The organism is Lewinella sp. IMCC34183 (genome assembly GCF_003390915.1).
GTDB lineage: Bacteria > Bacteroidota > Bacteroidia > Chitinophagales > Saprospiraceae > Neolewinella.
Genome location: NZ_QMEM01000005.1, coordinates 420598 through 439511, shown reverse-complemented (window position 1 = coordinate 439511; position 18914 = coordinate 420598). Strand labels below are relative to the sequence as shown.

Here is an 18914-nt window from a genome sequence, read left to right as displayed (position 1 = left end):
GCGGGTGATGATGTCCTCGACGACGATGTTGTTGGAGGCTACCTCGGCGCTGCGGGTGATGATGTCCTCGACGACGATGTTGTTGGAGGCTACCTCGGCGCTGCGGGTGATGATGTCCTCGACGACGATGTTGTTGGAGGCTACCTCGGCGCTGCGGGTGATGATGTCCTCGACGACGATGTTGCTGGAGGCCAGTTCCTGGCTGCGGGTAATGATGTCCTCGACAACAATGTTGTGGCCGGCTACTTCCTGGCCGCGGGTGATGATGTCCTCGACAACGATGTTGTTGGCGTAGGTGATGATGTCCTCGACAACGATGTTGCTGGTGAGGTGCTGCAGGTAGTCAACCGCGGCTTGAGCGGTGTTGAGTACTTCGGGGGAGATGAGGTCGTTGAAAAAGGCCATTATGAGAATGTATTATTGGAGATGAGAGATGATGTGGAGAAAAAAGAATAAGACTGCATGTAAGCAAAAACAGAGTGTGGATAGCGTCGAAGCGCTAGATCACAGGATGATATCTTCTACCATGGTAGTGTGTTGTTGTGATCCCGGAGGACCTGATTAGGGAGGAGGTTAGTGTTTGTTTTTTCATGAGAGTAGCGTGGTTATCCGCTGTTGATGATTCAAATATGCGGCCACATCCGGGCCAAGACCTCGGCAGAAAGTGGTCGATATTAAAGCAATTTTGGGGGACTAAACCGAAAATGTTTTCCTAAAACACTGAAAGCCAGTGGTTTGAACCACTGGCTTTCAGCAAATCCGTAATACGTTATACGTATTAGGAGTCTTCATCTATATCCAAATCGGGGAAATTATCGTCCCTTCGGCTACGTCCCGGAGGGCCCAGACGCTCGTAGGTGCTGTCTGGTGGCGGCCCGAAACGCCCGCGGCCTTCCGCTTCATCATCGGCGTCGTAGGCCTTGATGATTGCCTTGACCAGGCGGTGGCGGACGACATCCTCGGCGCTGAGCCGGATGACCTTGATGCCCTTTATGGGAGCCAGCAGCTTAATGGCGCGCCGCAGGCCGGAAACCTGGTTGCGCGGAAGGTCGACCTGGCTGAGGTCACCCGTCACGATACATTTGGCCGAGGGGCCGAGGCGGGTCAGAAACATCTTGATCTGTGAGGTCGTGGTGTTCTGCGCCTCGTCCATGATGACGAAACAGTTATCGAGCGTTCGACCCCGCATATACGCGAGGGGGGCGATTTCTATTGTACCGTCTTCCCGGAATTTGTCGAGCCGGTCCCGCGGGAGCATGTCGTCCAAGGCATCATACAGGGGCCGCAGGTAGGGATCGATCTTGTCCTGCAGGTCGCCGGGCAGGAAGCCCAGGCTTTCCCCGGCTTCCACCGCGGGGCGGGTGAGGATGATTTTCTTTACCAGCTTGTTTTTGAGGGCACGGATCGCCAGGGCGACGGCGGTATAGGTCTTTCCGGTTCCCGCCGGACCCACGGCAAACACGATGTCGTTGGCCTCCGCCGACTCGATCATCAGGAGCTGATTGGGGGTGCGGGCCTTGATCGGCCTTCCGTTACGTCCGAAGACGATGGTCTTGTTCTGATTGCCGGTACCGAGCCGGGTCTGGAAGGGGTTTTCCCCCGCCAGCAAATCCTCCACGGTATGGGTACTCAACTCGCGGTTATCCTGCAGCAGGCGCATCATCAGTTCCAGGTGATGCTTGATCTGCTGAGCCTCGGGCTTCTCGGCCTTGATCTTGACGTTGGTGCCACGCTGGGTCACCGTGGCCTGGGGATAGGCCTCGCGAATGAGGTTGAGCTTCTTGTTGTTTTCGCCAAGAAGTTCTACGGGGTCGACCCCGTTAATGGACATTACGATTTCGCTCAAACGTAGAAAGTTTGGCCGCGGGAATAGGCCGCGGCGACTGGCTAGTAAACTGATATTGGTAATCCAAAGTTGCGGCGGATCCTTACGTACGCACCCGGAACCGCAACGCTCTCAGTCCATTAACCGACTGAAGGGGATCCAGCACATGGTGTTCGATTTCACCCGCGATAAAATTCGCCTGATGCAGGTAATGAAGGTATCCCTCATACTCTTCCAGGTCCCGGTCCTGCAAGTACACGATGCTTACCATGCCCGGTTGGGTAAGCCGTTCCGCGCCGCCCCGGATGGTAGCCTTATCGATCCGCTTCTTAAGGATCTCGTAGCGCACGTTGTAGTCCCCGTCCACGTCGAACCGCTTCTCGTCCATCCGGAAGCGGATGTTGAGGGGCGTGGTGTACGCAAACACCAGCTGGGCGGTACGGAGGGGCATGGGCAGTTCTCCGCTGAGCGCCTCCACCTTCCGGGTGAGCTGGCACAGGTCCACCAGCTGGCTCAGCCGCAGGTTCTGCAGGTGAATCCGGGAGAATTTCTGTCGCTTGAGCAGGCTCTGTCCGGCGTAGATCTCATACTCCACGCCGTCCGTTTTGTACTTCTCGAAGTAGTGGGGGAGGACTTCCTGGGCCGCCAGGTCGCGCTCCGTCAGGAAATCGCTAATCATCCGGTTAAGGGTGTTGACGCTCTGTTCGTAATCCCGGCGTACGCGGAAGAATAGTCCCAGCTCCGGGTTCAGGAACTCCTGGTACTGCTGGTACAGTTCCGTCAACTCCGGAAGCTGTTCGCCAACCTGCCGGATGAGCGGCGACAACTGCTTGTTGATGAAGTCGCCCATCCGGATCTCGTGGCTGTTGTCGAAGGCTTCCATCTGTACGGTCAGGTGCTGGTCGAGGGCTAGCATCACCTGGTCGACGATGGGGAAGTCCACCAGGTCCAGGGCCCGCGCCAGGATAAGGCGCCCCGCCCGCAGGTTGTCGATCAGGTCCTGGTAGATCGCGGCATTGCGCAGGTTGCTGCTGCCTACGATATCTGCCTGTCCATATAAAGGATACACCTTGCGGAAGCGAATCTCCTCGGTCACCTGCGGCAGTCCTTCCTCCTTGCGCTTCAACATGGTGAAGGCCGCCTCGGTAAAGCGCCACTCCACGGTCGGGTGGAGGCTGGTGAACTGCTCGCGCATGATCACTTCGATGAGGTTGTTGATGTATTCCCGGCTGCGCTCGACCGCGGTCCGGAACAGCCCACGGATCTCCTCGAATTTGTGCTCCATGAAGGCGTTCAGCGCGTAGGGCACGGGACTTGCCAGTTCTACCAGCCCGATGACGTGCTTTTCCTGACTGAGGAGGGGCGCCAGCAGCATGCTGCGGTAGCCCAGGTCGATCAGCCTGTCCTCCAGCAGGGTGGTCGAGGAAAGCTCGCGCAAGTCCTGCACCACCATCATTTCCCCGCTCCGGAACACGCGGTCGTAAATGCTGCCGGCGTAGTTGCGGTCGGTCAGGCGGTCGACTTCGTCGGCGAGCAGGTTATAGCGGATACGGTACTCGTGGTCGATCGCCCGTTCGGTGGGGTAATCAACGGCGGTCAGGCCGAGTTGCAGGTGGGGCCGCTGGAAGTGGAGCCGGACTAGGTTGGCCAGTTCCTTTACACGTTCCACGTCCAGCACGGCATCACGACTGATGAGCCGGTGCTTCAGCCGGCTGAGGCTTTCTTCTTCGGTCACCTCTCGCAAGCGGGCGAGCTGAAAGCCCTTGAACCCGAAGCGGTCCGCGGGCAGCAGGCGGAGCCACAGTTCGGTATCGTGGAGGTTGTTGAGCAGCCGGCGGATGTCCGCAGCACTGAGCGCGGGCAACGCTCCCTTTACGAATACCTCGGTGTAGCGCTCATTAAAGGTAGGTTTGTAAAAACGCTGCAGCCCATTTTCCGGATTCGGCACCGTCAGCATCGCCTGGGTATGGATCTCTACTTCTACGCCGTAGCACTGTTCCAGGATCGAGCAGCCTACCGCGATCAGGTGCTTGCGCAGCACCTCCTCGCGGCGGTCGCCGAAGGTGTAGCATACGTCGCGTTTACCCACCAGTTCCTGTAACCGCTTGCCCACGAACAGGGGCTCGAAGTGAAAGGGGCGGGAAATTTTGAACAGGTCGGTCTGTCGGTCAACCGGAGAGATCAGGAAGGCAAGGAGCAGGCCGATAAGTTCCTGGTGCTGCTGCAGCAGGGAGAGGTCGCGGATCGGACCCCGCAGTTCGGGAGCCGCTTCGAGCCGGCGGAGGATCTCCCCGGCCAGAAAGCGCGTCCCGCCGTCGCCGGCTTGCTGTAGCCCCTCCACTTCCCGGATCAGCGCATCGAAACAGAGCAGGCTTTCGTACGGAATGGAAAAGGGATCGTGTACGGTGGATTCACCGAACGCCGTGTCCTGAAACTGCAGGGGGATTCCCCCTCGCTTTCCGTCCGTATCGATGTAAAGCTCTACCTCCATGCAAGGCAAACGCCCCGGTGGCGGCAAAGGGTTCGTCTTAGGAGTTAATCGCCTTGATGCCGGGCAGCTCCTTGCCTTCGAGGAGTTCGAGCATCGCACCGCCGCCGGTGGAAACGAAGCTTACCTGGTCGGCGAGCCCGGCCTGGTTGATGGCGGACACGGAGTCTCCGCCACCAATGAGACTGTAGGCACCGTTTTCCTCCGTCGCCCGGGCTACGGCCTCGGCGATGGCGTTCGTTCCCTTGGCAAAGTTCTTCATTTCGAAGACGCCCATGGGGCCGTTCCAGAGAATGGACTTACTTCCGGCGATAACCTCGGAGAACTTCTCTACGGATTTGGGGCCGATGTCGAGGCCCTGCCACTCGTCCTCGATCTCCCCGGCGGGTACCACCTTGGAAACCGTGTCGTTGCTGAACTCCTTGCCGACCACGGTATCGAGGGGCAGGTAGATCGTGGTCCCCTTGGACTCGGCTTTCTTGAGCAGCTCCAGGGCGTTGTCGGTTTTGTTGCGCTCCACGAGCGACTTGCCCACCTTTCCGCCCTTGGCGAGGCTGAAGGTATAGGCCATGGCGCCTCCGATGATGATGTTGTCGGCGAAGTCGAGCAGCTTTTCCAGCAGCAGGATCTTGTCGCTCACCTTGGCGCCACCCACGATGGCGGTTACCGGGTGGGCGGGGTGGTTGAGCAGCTTGTCGGCGCCGTCGAGCTCGGCCCCCATCAGGAAGCCGAAGCTTTTCTTGTCGGCCGGGAAGAACTTGGCCACCGTCGCCGTGGAGGCGTGCTCCCGGTGGGCGGCACCGAAGGCATCGTTGACGTAGATATCACCGAGTTCGGACAATGCCTTTGCCAGGTCCTCGTCTCCCTTCTCTTCGCCGGCGTAGAAGCGCGTATTCTCGAGCAGAATCACCTGTCCGGGCTCGATCTTGGCCACCGCTGCCTTGGCTTCTTCGCCGATGGTGTCTTCCACGAAGGTCACCTGACATCCGATGTGATCCTCCAGGGTGGTGATCACTGGCCGAAGCGTGAACTTCTCCTTGTCTATGGTACCGTCTTCCAGCTTTTCCTGCTGCGGCCGGCCCAGGTGCGACATCAGTACCACGGCGGCGCCCTCCTCCAGCAGGTGGCGGATCGTAGGGGCGGCTTTATCGATACGGGTGTCGTCGGTCACCTGCCCGTCTTCGTCGATGGGTACGTTGAAGTCTACCCGTACGAGTACGGTCTTGTCGGTTACATCTAGGTCCTGAAGCTTCATAGTTGTGGGGTGTGTTGGCAAAGAAAAACGGGGCACACCGCGATTGGTGCGCCCCGGTTCGGAATATTTCGGTGGGTTACAGGCTGGAGATCCGCTCGCAGAGGTCGGCGAGGCGAGCGCTGTAGCCGGCTTCGTTGTCATACCAGGCGACGACCTTCACCAGGCTGCCGGATACGATGGTCTGGTCCTTGTCGTAGAGGCTGCTGTACTTGCTGCCGACGATGTCGCTGCTGACGTAGGGCGCGTCGACGTAGGCCAGGATGCCCTTCAGCGGACCGCTTTCGGCGGCGGCCTTGAAGGCGTTATCGACCTCCTCGAGGGTCACGTCACGCTTGACGATGGCGGTCAGGTCGGTGAGCGATCCGGTCGGTACCGGTACGCGCATGGCACCGCCGTCGAGCTTGCCGTTGAGGTGGGGCAGCACCAGGCCGACGGCCTTAGCGGCACCGGTGGTGGTCGGTACGATGTTCAGGGCGGCGGCGCGGGCGCGGCGCAGGTCCTTGTGGGGACCGTCCTGCAGGTTCTGGTCGGCCGTATAGGCGTGTACCGTGGTGATGAATCCTTTCTCCACGCCGAAGGCGTCGTCGAGGACCTTGACCATCGGGGCCAGGCAGTTGGTGGTACAGCTGGCGTTGCTGTAGATCTTGGTTTCGGCGTCGATCACGTCTTCGTTGACGCCGAGTACGACGGTCGCCACGTCGCCCTTGGCGGGGGCGGAGATGAGCACCTTCTTGGCTCCGGCTTTGAGGTGCAGACCGGCTTTCTCCTGGTCTACAAAGCGGCCGGTACACTCCAGTACTACGTCCACGTCCAGATCTCCCCAGGGCAGTTTGCTGGGATCGGGCTGGCTGAGGGCATCGATCTTCTTCCCGTCGATGTAGATATTATCGTCGTCCGAGGTCACCTCGCCGGGGTAGTTGCCCTGTACGCTGTCGTACTTGAATAGGTGCGCCAGGGTGGCGTTGTCGGTGAGGTCGTTGATCGCGACTACGTCGAGTCCCTTCTCGAGGAGGTTACGCAGGGTGATACGTCCGATGCGACCGAAGCCGTTGATTGCAATCTTTGCCATAGGTTGGAGTGTTTTTATAGTTGGATATTCCGCGAATATAGGGCGGTACCGCGGGTGCGGTGCCCCTTCGGGGCGGAGACTAAATAAAGGCTAGCCCTGCGGATTGTTCAAAGGTAGCCTACTTAGTGTAAATTCTACGGTTAGTTAGGGGAGACATCTCCGGTTTCTACCGCAACGGTGACCGGTTCGCGACTACCGGCATGACTAATCGGCCCAGATTCCCGTTTCCAGCGTCCAGTCGTATTCCTCGTATTCCCGCTTCACGTTCTTGTTCTCCTCGGTGAGTACGCCATAATCCACCAGGAAATCGTCAACGCCGTCGTGGTCGCGGAAGTCGCCCCGGAACCAGCTGAAGAGGGGAGAGGTGACCAGCACTTCGTCGCCGTCCTCCTGCTTCAGTTCCGAGTGTTGGGCGAGGTAGCTCCTTACGCGGGCATCGATCTGCTCGTTATAGGTCGCGGGGGCGTAGATCGCTACCGGGGGACAGTCGCTGGCTCCGCAGTTCAGGGCGAAGTGGATACGGGAATCGCCGCCCCGGATACGGAAGGTACGCTCGAAGGTGCTCGGAAACAACTGGGGGATGAACCCCAGGCCGAGCCGGTTTTCCCCGCCGCGGATGATGCCGTGCTCCATCTCGTTGGGGCTGAGTTCGTGGCCGGCCACGGTGAAGCGGGGGGTGTCGAAGAAGTTGCTCCGGTCGTCGTACAGTTCCGGATTTTTGGTCAGCAGGTACTGCACCATACCATTATAGACATTGACCCAGAAGGCTAGCTGCTTTTCGCGGGTATCCAAGGCAGCAGCCAGGTTGCCCGGATTGTAATCGGCGAGTTGCTGGACGCTGCCTTCAGCGTCGCGTCCTGCCCGCAGGTCGCGCAGAAACTTCTCGCTGAGGGCGTTGGGGTCCATGGCGGGGTCGAAAGTACCGTCGGGCTTGTAGGTGGAGCAGGCGCTCAGCAGGAGCAACAGGGGAAGCAGAAAGGGGCGAAACATGGCGGTAGGGTTAGTGGTGTAAATACGCCGGCGCGCGGTACCCGGTTTCACGAGCGCCCCCCGTGGAAGCCCGCCCGCCGGGCCGCCCTTCGGAAAGACGCACCGCACCCGCGCACCGCCGCCCCGGAACAGCCAGCCGGATAAATATCACGCAGTCAGCAATCTAGCGGGGCTGCGGGCAGTTTTAAGGGCGGGCTATTGCCCCCATTCATAACGCTCATGAAATTTCCGACCACCCCCAGCGCTCCGCGCCTGGAACCCCTGGTTCCTGCGCAGCGAAAATTCATCGACCGCAACGTCGAAACCGCGCACCGCCTGCTGCGACGCGCCCTGTCCGACCGGCCGGCCGATCCCTTCACCCCCCACCACCTGGAACGCGCGATCGCCGAATGGTTCCGCCGCAACCTCTGCGGAGAGCTTAACGTGCAGCGCGACCGCTACGCCAATGCCCTGGCCGCCGCCTGGGGCTGCTACCTGCAGCGTACGCTGGGGATGGAGTGGTGCCTGATCGAGGAGGGGGGGCACCTTAAGATCGGGTTGCACCACCGCGACCGCAGGCTGACCATATTCCCCTTCGCCACCGTCGCCGAAGCCTTTGCCCGCCGCGATTATGAGCTGCTCAGTTCGCTGACCCTGCGCGCCCGGATGGAAACCGCAGACTAGGCGGGCTTGGGGAGGGGAAAGCGGTAAGTTGACGGCTTTCGGGGGGTTACCTTTCCCCCATGTCAGCCAACTACATCGAAGAAGAGACTTTCCAGAACCGCGACTTTACCGACACGCCACTGCCGGGGCGGGAATTTGCCCATTGCTCCTTCGTTTCCTGCCGGCTGTCGGGGGCTGACCTCTCCGGCACCCGTTTCCAGGATACGGAGTTTACCGATTGCGACCTGAGCAACGCAAGGCTGGGAAATACATCGTGGCAGGACGTCAACTTCACCAACTGCAAGCTGCTGGGCATTGCGTTCGAGGACTGCGATACCCTGGGCTTCGCGGTGCGCTTTACGGACTGTCGGATGGGGCACGTTTCCTTTTACGGGATGAATCTGAAGCGCTGTGCGTTGGTCGGTTGCTCGCTGGAGCAAGCTGATTTCACCGAAGCGGACCTGAGCGGTATCCCCGTAACGGGCTGTGATTTGTCCGGGGCTACCTTTGAGCGTAGCAAGCTCGGCAAGGCCGACTTCCGGGAATCCCTGCACTACACCATCGACCCGACAAAGAACCGGGTACGGGGGGCCGTCTTTTCGCTGCCGGAGGCAATGGGCTTGCTGCGGGGCTTCGGCGTGGTGGTGGAGTAGGGGGGGCTGGTTGCTGGTTTCTTTTCTTTTCCGATTCCGGGCGGTCGGGCTATCGGCAGTTGCCCAACGGTCAACCCTTACCTGGCAAGTGAAGTTAGGGTTGCAGGTACCCCGCCATGGCAGAACAGCAACCCACCACCTTCGAGGAATTTTACCGGAAAGTAGCGGATAGCAGCAGCACGCGCCCGGTAGCTGTTGAGGGGCGCACGGGGACCATCGGGCGGTTCGGGGTGTTCGACCTGGAGGAACTGTACCGCGGCGGCGAACCGCTACGGATGCCCTACAACCGGCGCACCTACACTATAAGATCAGCCTGATCCAGGGAAGTAACCGTGCCGAGTACGCTGACAAGGTGATCACCGTGGAGCGGAACGCGCTCCTGTTTGCCACGCCCAACATCCCCTACCACTGGCTGCCGCAGGGCGACCGGGCGCGGGGCGTCTTTTGCGTGTTTACGCGTGATTTTCTGGCCGCCAACGCTACGGGTACGCGGCTCGATCAGCTGCCCATCTTCACGCCGGGGGGGACGCCGCTCTTCGAGATCGGCGAAGCGCAGGCCGCCGAGGCGGCGGCCATCTTTCGGAAGATGCAGACGGAAAGTACCTCCAACTACGCCTACCGTAACGACCTGCTGCGTACGTACATGCTGGAGTTGATCCATATGGGGCAGAAGCTGCAGCCCGCTCCTGCCGAGCCGCTTCCGCAGAACGCCTCGGGCCGCATTATCGGCCTGTTCCGGGAGTTACTGGAACGGCAGTTCACCCCGCTGTCTCCCGCCGAGCCGCTTCAGTTGCGTACCGCCCGGGACTACGCCGCGCGGCTCGCCCTGCACGTCAATTACCTCAATCAGGTGCTGAAGACACAGACCGGTAAAACGACTACCCAGTTGATCAGCGAACGCATCGTGCAGGAGGCCAAAGTGTTACTGAAGCACAGCCATATATCAGTATCCGAGATCGCGCATAGCCTCGGCTTTGAAGAAGTGGCGCACTTCTCGAACTTCTTCAAACGGCACACCGACGTGGCGCCCCAGTCCTTTCGCGGATAGCCCGTAGCTATGATCGGTGCAACAATTACTTTGTCGTGCGCAACCGAAACGCCGCGCCGGAAGCCGACCTTTGTGGTAGTACTAAACGCCACAAAATCAATATACTATGGCAACTCAAGTTAAAATCGCCCTCGTCACCGGCGGAAGCCGCGGACTGGGGCGCGACATGGCGCTCAGCCTCGCCGACATCGGCATCGACGTCATACTGACCTACCACAGCAACCGCGCGGAAGCCGAGCAGGTCGTGAGCGATATCGAAGCAAAAGGCCGATGGGCCACCGCGCTGCAACTGGACACCGGTAAAGTGGGAACGTTCGCCGCCTTCTACGACCGGGTGGAGCAGTACCTGCAGGCCGAAACCGGCCAGGGGAAGTTCGACTACCTGGTCAACAACGCCGGGGTGGCCCTGTACCAGCCCATCGCGGAAACCACGGAGGAGTCGTTCGACAACATCATTAATATTCACTACAAGGGGGTGGTTTTCCTGACCAAGCAGGCCCTTCCGCTCTTGAACGACGGCGGCGGTATCGTGAATATCAGCTCGGGACTGGCACGCTTCGCCCTGCCCGGTTCGGCCGTATACGGTTCGGCCAAGGGGGCGATCGAGGTATTCACCCGCTACCTGGCCAAGGAGCTGGGGAACCGGAAGATCAGGGCCAATACCGTGGCGCCCGGTGCCATTGCTACCGACTTCGGCGGCGGTCGCGTTCGTGACAACGCCCAGATGAACCAGCACGTCAGTAATATGACGGCCCTGGGCCGGGTAGGGCAGGCCGAGGACATTGGCAGCATCGTTGCCTTCCTCTGCTCGGAGGGCGGCCGCTGGATCAACGGCCAACGGATCGAGGCTTCCGGAGGCATGATGCTTTAGTGTTTCCACCAAGGGTTATTGGCAGCCCCGTTCCGCAAGGAGTGGGGCTGCCGTACGTGTAGACGGGGCATCCGGTCCACCGCACTGACGGAACGTACAGCACCGGTGCCACATTTCTGCAGCGGAATTCCGCGCTACGCAATGCTATCGCGATATGGGCGCGGCCGGACACCCATCCAGATAAGCAGCAGGACTTACCTTGGTGGCAAACCAAGCTATTGATCATGCAGCAAAACCGTCGCTCCTTCCTCCGTACCGCCGCGCTGAGCCCCGCCGTGCTGGCGGGCGGTGCCGCACTGGCCGCAACGGCCCCCGCCCCCGCCCCCGCCGCGAAAGTACCCGGATCGCTTACCGTCCTCTTCCAGGGCGACTCCATCACCGACGCCGGCCGCGACCGCGGCCGGAACCAGGCCAACGACACGGCCGGTACCGGCGTGGGATATTCCCTGCTGGCCGCGGCTATGCTGCTGAATACTTACCCGGCCACCGACCTCAGCTGGTACAACCGCGGCATCAGCGGCAACAAGGTCTACCAGCTCGCCGGACGCTGGGAACAGGACGCCCTGGCGCTGAAGCCGCAGGTAGTAAGTATCCTGATCGGGGTGAACGACTTCTGGCACAAGCTCAACGGGAACTACGACGGCACGCTGGAAGTATACCGCACCGACTACCGAAAGCTGCTGACGCGCACCCGCGAGGCGTTGCCGGACGTAAAATTTATCATCGCCGAGCCCTTTATCATTCCCGGCGGCAGTAGCGTACAGGATGCTAAGTGGCGCACCGAATTTCCCGGATACCGCACCGTAGTCAAGGAGCTGGCCGGGGAATTCGATGCCGCCTGGGTGCCCTACCAACAGGTGTTCGACGAGGCCCTGGAGGAGGCGCCCGCCGAACACTGGAGTCACGATGGGGTCCACCCCTCCCTGGCCGGCAGCTACCGGATGGCGGAGGCGTGGATGAAGGCGTTTCGTAAGCTGTACTGAGTACCGCTACCGGTCGCGGGTTGCGAGCGCGCCCTGCGAGTTCAGCAGGCCCACCGTGAAGCGGCTACCGTGCCGGAGGGCCGTCACGTCGCGGAACATGAAGGTGGTACCCCGTACGTTGTGGGCCCCGCTGATGGGCGTTTCGTCGTCGAAGAAGCCGTCGTTGTTGGAATCGATCAGCAGGCAAAGGTCGTTAGTAGATATCTCCCCGAGCCCGCTGAGCTGGAAGGAAACGATCACCGAACCTACGTCCACCGGCACCTCACCGGCGGCGTTTGTCTCACTCACGCGCCAGACGCGCTGCACGCGGGCGGAGGCCCCGGCCGGGACATCTGCCGTCTGCGTCGCCGTGATCGAACCGCCGTCGTGGCCCCAGAACAGGAATTCGTCGTCGTCGAGATCCGAAGGGGACCGCATGCGTACGACCCCTCCGCGGGCGTGGGGGTGGAGGTCGAAGGTGTTGAAGCGGCCAATACCGGCTACCTCGTGATCGTAGTCTCCCTCCAGCGGGTCATCCATCCGGTAGCTGTTGGAGGCCTTGGGCAGGGCGTAATCGTACTTGGCCGCGAGGTAATTCGATACGATCAGCCGCTGGCTGCGGTTTAGCGAGGTGCCGAAAATGATGACTTCGGCGATTTCTCCCCGGAAGTGGAAGCCGGACTGACTTCCCTCGTTCAGTCCGGCACCGATGCGGGTGGGCCGGCGCACGTTGGGAAGGTAGGGTGAGGAGCTATGGATTGTGGGCGCGCACGCTACCTGCAGTTCTTTTCCGTCGGTACCGCCCTGGTAGTGGATTACCTGCCCCGACCATCTTTCCGCGGTAGATTCTCCGGTCAGGCGCAACCATTCGGTGGTAGCCTTGGCCGTCCAAAACGACCAGTCGTTGGAGTGGGGCTTGGCGTACACCATATAGCCGGTGCGCGACTCGCCGGTGTCGTCGCGGCTCGATATCAGTGCCTGGTAGTTGCCGGTGTTCGCAGCCTTCGAGACAAAGAACATGGTGAAGGTGGCCGGATTGAGTGCCGCGGTGAACGGGTGATCGAAATAGTGATGGCGGCCATCGAAGGCGAGGGCATCGTGGCCGTTAACCGCGGCGCGGGTCACGACGGCCCCCTTGCCTCCGGTGAAGTGGTGCCCCCGCCCGGAACGGTCGTTCCAGACGGTTACGGTGTCGCCGGTCTCTCCGTCGACGGTAGCGGCGTCCAGCCAAAGGCAGAGGGGCGATCGCCCGTTATCGTTGCCTACCCCGCCGGGGCCGGTCTGTGAAAAGGACGGAAACGAAAACAGTAGGGCTAGAAGAAGGTATGTCTGCTTCATTTTGGGAGGGGAATGTGTGCACTTCCGCGGCAATAGCGCGTGAAGTGATAAAGGGGATTAGCTATGTAAGTGAAGTATCCTTTCAACCCCTTCAGTCCCCCTTATATTGCAGAAATGGCCATACGATGGTTCGCCTACCGGCTCAATATCCCCTAAATGTTCTGAAACCCCGGCTAAGTGTTCTGAAAGCCAAAGGCTACCGGCGGTGGTCCTGCATGGCCTGTCGTAGGGCGGCCGAATCGAAGTAAACGGTCAGGTCGGTCACCTTTCCCTTCCGGATCGTGTACCACTCGCTGACCGCGAGCGGAAATTCCTTGCTGTCGGGCCCCGCTACCGTGGTCGTGATGCGGGTGATTACCCGGTCGCCGTCGTAGACCGCCTCGTGCAGTTCGCTCGACCTGACCGAAGCAAAGAAGGGAGTATTGACCTCGATGAAGGCTTCTCTGCCCGTTACCTGGGCCAGGGGTCCGGTGAGGGTGACGTCTTCCGCGAGGAGGTCCCGCCAGTCGTCGGAGTGGTCCAGCATACTCTGGCGGAAGTGCTCGAAGGTGGATTTTACGGACATGGGCGACTAAAATTTACGGTAAGCCCCTTCCAGGTACTGGTTGGCCTCGGCTTCGTCGAAGCGGGCCGATTTGGCGTTCCAGTGCAGGGTCTGTCCCGGCATCCGGCCGGCAATCACCCCGAGCAGGATCACCTCGGTCAGCCGGGCCGCGTAGCTGAAGGGCGCACTGGTCTGGGTCTTGCCGAGGCAGGCATCGACGAACTGGTGATAGTGCTTGGGGCTTTCGGACGCGTAGTTGCGTACGGGCGTGGCCTGGCCGAGCTTACGGCCCGCCGCGGCGATTTCGGAGGCGATGTCCTGGTACGCGCCATCGACGATGAGGCGCGGCTCCTGCATGAAGTGGGGGAGCAGCAGCCGCCCCTTTTCACCGACGAAGACGGCCCCCTGGTCGGGCAATTCGTCGCCGTCCGGCAGCTCCAGCTCGGGGTGGGAATCCGGGGCGCCGACGCCGTCGGACCATACCCACTTCAGCCGGTCGGCGGTGTAGGGGGTGCCGGGAAACTCGTAAGTCACCACGTTGTGCTCGGGGAAGCCGTAGCCGTTGGGCGGGCGGCACTCGTTGACGATCGTCAGCGGTACGTCCAGTTCTAGGGCGTTGTAGGGGGTGTCAAAGATGTGTACCCCCATATCGCCGAGGGTGCCGCAGCCGTAGTCGAGGAACTTCCGCCAGTTGGTGGGGTGGTACCAGTCCTGGACGTAATCCCGCTCCGGAGCGGTGCCCAGCCAGAGGTTCCAGTTGAGGGTTTCCGGTACGGGGTCGCTGCGGTCGGGTTTCGGGCCGTCGTAGCCCCAGTTCTTGGGCGACCAGGCGCGCACGGTGCTCACCTTGCCGATGATGCCGCTCCGGATCAGCTCGGTGGCGACGATATAGTCGTAGAAGCTGTGCACCTGGATGCCCATCTGGGTCACGAGCTTGCGTTTGCGGGCGACGCGGTCCATTTCCCGGGCCTCGGAGACGTGGTGGGTGAGCGGCTTCTGGCAGTAGACGGGCTTATCCATGCCCATCGCCAGCAGGGAGGCGGGGGCGTGGGTATGGTCGGGGGTGGCGACAATAACGGCATCGATGCCGTCCCCCATCTCGCGGAGCATGGTCCGGTAGTCTGCGTAGGTTTTCGCGGCGGGATGCTTGGCCGCGGCCTCCGACAGGAACTTGCTGTCCACGTCGCAGAGGGCCACCACGTCGACGGCGGGGTGGGAGGCGATATCGGCCAGGTCGGAGCGCCCCTGAAAACCCAGGCCGATGTGGGCGGTGCGTAGGCGCCCGTCGGACGTGCCGCCGCTACGGGTGGCGCAGGCGGGCAGTAAGGCGGCGGCGGCGAGGGCGGCACTGCCCTGGAGAAAGGTTCTGCGTTGCATGGAGGATGGTATTAAAGCTCCCGGATACGGATGTTCCTGAACCACAGCGGGCTACCGTGGTCCTGCAGGGCAATATAGCCCGTCCGGAACTTCCCGTAGTCGGGGGCCCCCTTCCACTTGCCGGAATTGCGCTTTTCCTTCCAGTCGTCCGACCAGGGCTCGAAGGAGAGCAGCAGCTCGCCGTTGAGCCAGTGTTCCACGCGCTCGGGAGTAAAGACGATGCGACTGCTGTTCCACTCGCCGGCGGGGTTGAGCTGCTTCTTGTCGGGGTCGGGCGTATACATGGCGTAATCGGCGCCGGTCGACTGCCAGTCCTGTAACTGTTCGGGGTGAGCGACGCCAAACTGACCATTGTACCCACTGAGGTCGTGCATATCGGCGTAGTGCTCGTCGTCGATCAGCTGGTATTCGGGCGCTACCTCGGGTGGTCCGCCGTAGCCTTCCTTCACGTGGTAGAGGATGCCGCTGTTGCCGCCGGGGGGGATCTTCCAGTCGAGTTCCAGCTCGAAATTGTCGAACTCGCGGTCACCGTAGATGATGTCCTTGCCACCCGTGTAGTCTTCCTCCTTCACCACTTCGGTGTCGAACTGCAGCATGCCGTCGCGGGCCACCCAGCCGGGGGGCAGTACCTCGGCGTTGTAGCCGCGCCAGCCCTCGGTGGACGTCCCATCGAAGAGGGTGATCCATTCGCTGGTGGTGGTGTCGGCGGATGGGGCCTCGGCCTCGGCCGTTGCCGGCGGCGGACCGTCGGAGCAGGCGGTAGCGACCAACAGTACGAGGAGGCCATAACACGGGCGTAAGTAGCGGTTCATAGGGACACGTTGAGGGAGAAAGATAGAATATTTGGGAAAACGGTGTGTCGTATCCCCGCCGGGGTACGCCGCTTGTTCGGTGTAAGGCACCGCCGTTGCGGGCATGTCCGCCGGTCCTAGAACTCGTTGATCCGGGAATTGGGCCCGTCGTCCGCCTCGTTGCGGCCATCGAATCGGAAGGAGATACCGAAGTTGACGAAGTAGCTGTCCAGCTTGCTGTTGCCGTCCCAACCGGCGGAGGCGTCCAGGGCCACGTTGGGACTGACCAGGTAAGCGAACCCCCCATCGAAGTTGGTGGTGAAGTCATCGCTCAGCGCCCCGTACATCTCTACGAAGGAGCTCCACTTATCGGAGAGCGAGAAACCCAGCGTGGTGACGTAGCCGGTAGTGCGGGTATCGTTGCCCGTCCAGCTGCGGTTGAGGTTAGCGGTGAATCCGACTACGTCCGTCAGGCTCCAACCGGCGCTCACGATGAAGGCCGCCCCGGTGCGATCGCGGCGGAAGGCCTCGTCCTGGGCGGTCAGCAGGGCCCGGCCCTGGAAGGCCAGAGAGGGCCGCCAGCCGTCGTTCTGCAGGAAGTTATACCGGGCCCCGATCTGGGTATTGCTGATGCCGCGTTCCCGGATCCGGCCGGTGGGCGTGACCGACTCCACGGACGATACGCCGAGTACGCCACTGACCTCCAGGTGTTTTAGTAGCCCCACACGCAGTACCGTGGTTTCGGTAAAGTTTTGTACCCGGTCCGGATCGTCCCCCACCCAGCCGATGTTGAGGCCGGTCTGTACTTGGTACACCTGCCGGCCCACGGTGAGGCCGCCGATGGCCTGTCCCGGCCGGCCGGTGACGATGGTCGGGCGGTACTGCGCCGCCAGGAAGCCCGGGACGAGGAGGAGAATGAGGCAGAAATACTTCATGCGAAGGGTAGCATATGGGTGAATCCGCAGCCGTATCGCCGCGTCACGGACTAAGCCCGCGAGCGGTGCGCTTGTTCGGCACGGGCGCAGGCAGGCGTCATATATTACAAAAATCGATAATGTTTCTGCTTGGTGCACAGGGGACACGGCGGTGGACGAACGCCGGAGGCCCGGCCCGCGTTAGGCCAGATCAATGCCTGCAATCATGGAAACACCCGTAGTTCTCATCACCGGGGCCGGCCGGGGTATCGGCCGTGCCACCGCCCTCCACCTGGCCGGGCGGCAGTACCGCGTTGCGCTGCTCGAGCAGGATGCCGACGCCGGGGCCAGCGCCCAGGCCGAAGCCGGTCGGGTGGGGGAGGTCCGCCTGTTCGTCACCGACGTCGCCGACGAGGATTCCGTCCGCGCGGCCATCGACGGGGTGATGGAAGCCTGGGGCCGGATCGACGGCCTGGTCAATAACGCCGGCACGATGGTCCGTAAACCCCTCGCCGAGCTCACCCTGGAAGAATGGAACCGCGTCATCGGCACCAACCTCACCGGGGCCTTTCTCTGTGCGAAGTACGCCGCACCGCACCTGCGGGCCCGCCACGGCGCTATCGTGAACTTGTCGTCTACGCGGCGGCTCATGTCGGAACCGGACACGGAGTCGTACGCCGCTTCCAAGGGCGGCATCTTCGCCCTCACGCACGCCCTGGCCGTCAGCCTGGGACCCGACGTGCGCGTCAACAGCATAAGCCCCGGGTGGATCGACGTCACCCCCTGGCAGCCGGACGGCGAGCCGGCGGAGCTGACCACGTCTGACCACGAGCAGCACCCGGTCGGCCGGGTGGGGACCCCGCAGGACGTAGCCGAGCTGGTTGACTACCTGCTGGCCCCGCGCAGCGGATTCGTCACCGGCCAGGATTTCGTGATCGACGGGGGCATGACCCGTAAGATGATCTACGAATGAACCGGTGACCGGCCGGCGCGGCGTACCTTTCTGCCGTCGTCCTCACCCCGCCGCCCGTGCTTCGCTCCCTATTCTTCACTTCCCTGTTCCTGCTGCCCGTTCTGTCGGCTGCCCAGGTACCGCGCGTGACCGAGCTTACCCGGCGCGACGTGTTCTCCGACCCGCCCACGGCCGCCTGCCACGCCGCCACGATCGAGGAAGTTTCGCCCGGGCACTTTCTTACCGCCTGGTTCGGGGGCAGCTACGAGGGGGCGAAGGACGTGGGCATCTACGCGGCCCGGGGTACGGGGGAGGAGTGGTCCGCCCCACAGCGACTGGTCGCGCCGCTCGTTCTTGCCGGCGATACCCTGCCGTGCTGGAACCCCGTCCTGTTCCTGAGCGGTAGCGGCCGGCTTTACCTTTTTTATAAGGCAGGCCCCAATCCGCGCGAGTGGTTCGGCGGCTACCTGACCTCCGACGATGCGGGCGACAGCTGGTCGACTCCGCGGTACCTCCCGGAGGGCTTTCTCGGCCCAATACGAAATAAGCCCATCGAGGTGTCGCCCGGCGTGATTCTCTGCGGCAGCAGTACCGAGAGCGTCGCGACCGACGCCTGGCGCGTCCACCTGGAGCGCTTCACCGAGGCAAGCGGACGGTGGGAGCGGGTAGAGGTGCCCAACCCCCGTGAATTCGACATCATTCAGCCGACCTTCCTGGAGCACGGCGGCGACACCCTGCAACTGCTCTGCCGCAGCCGCCACGACCGCCTGGTCGCGAGCTGGTCCACCGACGGGGGCCACCACTGGAGCCCCGCCGACACCCTCGGCGTACCCAATTCCAATTCCGGGGTGGATGCCCTGACGCTTTCGCCCACCTCTTTCCTGCTCGTCAACAACCCCCTGCCCCGCGGCGCGGACTGGTACAACGGCCGCAACGTCCTTGACGTGGAATACAGTACGGACGGTCGCCACTGGACGCCCCTGCTCGACCTCGAACGACACGCCGACGGGGAATACAGCTACCCGGCCATCATCCGGGCCGCCGACGGCCGCATCCACGTGGTGTATACCTACGACCGGAAGCTGATCCGCCATGTAGCCTTCGCACTTTTCGCGGGCGAATAGGTCCTTATGCTATCACCGGTCGGGAAAAGCGGCTATCTTTTCACCAGGGGCCCCGCCGCCCCACCCGAGTA

Annotated in this window: 19 protein-coding genes; 8 read left to right on the top strand and 11 right to left on the bottom strand. The window is 61.9% G+C overall.

Going from position 1 to position 18914, the window contains the following annotated elements; all coding sequences use genetic code 11:
* The 6 genes from DQG19_RS13690 to DQG19_RS13665 form a co-directional block, all read right to left on the bottom strand.
* Positions 1-405, bottom strand: a 405-nt coding sequence (locus tag DQG19_RS13690) for a hypothetical protein (RefSeq protein WP_157974505.1), incomplete at its 3' end; no start/stop codon positions are given.
* A 373-nt stretch (positions 406-778) separates the two neighbouring features.
* Complete coding sequence (locus tag DQG19_RS13685) at positions 779-1846, bottom strand: PhoH family protein (protein WP_232826522.1); 1068 nt, start codon at positions 1844-1846, stop codon at positions 779-781.
* Between the two features lie 82 nt (positions 1847-1928).
* A complete protein-coding gene (locus DQG19_RS13680) occupies positions 1929-4316 on the bottom strand; it encodes a GAF domain-containing protein (RefSeq protein WP_116126822.1) in 2388 nt (795 codons plus the stop codon).
* 37 nt (positions 4317-4353) lie between these two features.
* Positions 4354-5568, bottom strand: coding sequence for a phosphoglycerate kinase (locus tag DQG19_RS13675; protein WP_116126821.1), 1215 nt, complete (start codon positions 5566-5568; stop codon positions 4354-4356).
* A gap of 76 nt (positions 5569-5644) precedes the next feature.
* On the bottom strand, positions 5645-6637 hold the full coding sequence (gap, locus tag DQG19_RS13670) for a type I glyceraldehyde-3-phosphate dehydrogenase (protein ID WP_116126820.1): 993 nt from the start codon (positions 6635-6637) through the stop codon (positions 5645-5647).
* Between the two features lie 204 nt (positions 6638-6841).
* Entirely contained in the window at positions 6842-7627 is a 786-nt protein-coding gene (locus DQG19_RS13665; RefSeq protein ID WP_116126819.1) for a DUF547 domain-containing protein, read from the bottom strand.
* A 219-nt stretch (positions 7628-7846) separates the two neighbouring features.
* Between DQG19_RS13665 and DQG19_RS13660 the strand changes: the two genes are divergently transcribed.
* The 6 genes from DQG19_RS13660 to DQG19_RS13640 all read left to right on the top strand — a co-directional run bounded on the left by DQG19_RS13660 (position 7847) and on the right by DQG19_RS13640 (position 11824).
* Positions 7847-8290 (top strand): hypothetical protein, encoded by a 444-nt coding sequence (locus tag DQG19_RS13660; RefSeq protein WP_116126818.1) that lies wholly within the window; start codon positions 7847-7849, stop codon positions 8288-8290.
* 59 nt (positions 8291-8349) lie between these two features.
* The gene (locus DQG19_RS13655; protein WP_116126817.1) at positions 8350-8922 is read left to right on the top strand and encodes a pentapeptide repeat-containing protein; all 573 of its coding nucleotides are present in this window, start codon (positions 8350-8352) and stop codon (positions 8920-8922) included.
* Between the two features lie 116 nt (positions 8923-9038).
* A complete protein-coding gene (locus tag DQG19_RS21230; protein ID WP_198661748.1) occupies positions 9039-9239 on the top strand; it encodes a hypothetical protein in 201 nt (66 codons plus the stop codon).
* 35 nt (positions 9240-9274) lie between these two features.
* Positions 9275-9970 (top strand): helix-turn-helix domain-containing protein, encoded by a 696-nt coding sequence (locus DQG19_RS13650; RefSeq protein ID WP_198661747.1) that lies wholly within the window; start codon positions 9275-9277, stop codon positions 9968-9970.
* 106 nt (positions 9971-10076) lie between these two features.
* A complete protein-coding gene (locus DQG19_RS13645; RefSeq protein WP_116126816.1) occupies positions 10077-10841 on the top strand; it encodes an SDR family oxidoreductase in 765 nt (254 codons plus the stop codon).
* Positions 10842-11065: 224 nt separating this feature from the next.
* Positions 11066-11824, top strand: a complete 759-nt coding sequence (locus DQG19_RS13640; RefSeq protein WP_116126815.1) for an SGNH/GDSL hydrolase family protein — start codon at positions 11066-11068, stop codon at positions 11822-11824.
* 6 nt (positions 11825-11830) lie between these two features.
* Here the strand turns inward: DQG19_RS13640 and DQG19_RS13635 are convergent, their stop codons facing one another.
* The 5 genes from DQG19_RS13635 to DQG19_RS13615 all read right to left on the bottom strand — a co-directional run bounded on the left by DQG19_RS13635 (position 11831) and on the right by DQG19_RS13615 (position 16788).
* Positions 11831-13141: a hypothetical protein gene (locus DQG19_RS13635; RefSeq protein WP_116126814.1), complete on the bottom strand. Its 1311-nt coding sequence runs from the start codon at positions 13139-13141 to the stop codon at positions 11831-11833.
* Positions 13142-13337: 196 nt separating this feature from the next.
* Positions 13338-13706 carry a nuclear transport factor 2 family protein gene (locus tag DQG19_RS13630; RefSeq protein ID WP_116126813.1) on the bottom strand — a complete coding sequence of 123 codons (369 nt, stop codon included), beginning with the start codon at positions 13704-13706 and terminating at the stop codon, positions 13338-13340.
* Between the two features lie 6 nt (positions 13707-13712).
* Positions 13713-15062: a Gfo/Idh/MocA family protein gene (locus tag DQG19_RS13625; RefSeq protein ID WP_116126812.1), complete on the bottom strand. Its 1350-nt coding sequence runs from the start codon at positions 15060-15062 to the stop codon at positions 13713-13715.
* 11 nt (positions 15063-15073) lie between these two features.
* Positions 15074-15874, bottom strand: a complete 801-nt coding sequence (locus tag DQG19_RS13620; RefSeq protein ID WP_116126811.1) for a DUF1080 domain-containing protein — start codon at positions 15872-15874, stop codon at positions 15074-15076.
* Positions 15875-15990: 116 nt separating this feature from the next.
* Complete coding sequence (locus DQG19_RS13615; protein WP_116126810.1) at positions 15991-16788, bottom strand: transporter; 798 nt, start codon at positions 16786-16788, stop codon at positions 15991-15993.
* Between the two features lie 205 nt (positions 16789-16993).
* Here DQG19_RS13615 and DQG19_RS13610 point away from each other — a divergent pair, with 205 nt between their 5' ends.
* Both DQG19_RS13610 and DQG19_RS13605 read left to right on the top strand, forming a co-directional pair.
* On the top strand, positions 16994-17740 hold the full coding sequence (locus DQG19_RS13610) for an SDR family oxidoreductase (RefSeq protein WP_116126809.1): 747 nt from the start codon (positions 16994-16996) through the stop codon (positions 17738-17740).
* A 56-nt stretch (positions 17741-17796) separates the two neighbouring features.
* Positions 17797-18843, top strand: coding sequence for a sialidase family protein (locus DQG19_RS13605; protein ID WP_116126808.1), 1047 nt, complete (start codon positions 17797-17799; stop codon positions 18841-18843).
* Positions 18844-18914 lie beyond the last annotated feature (71 nt).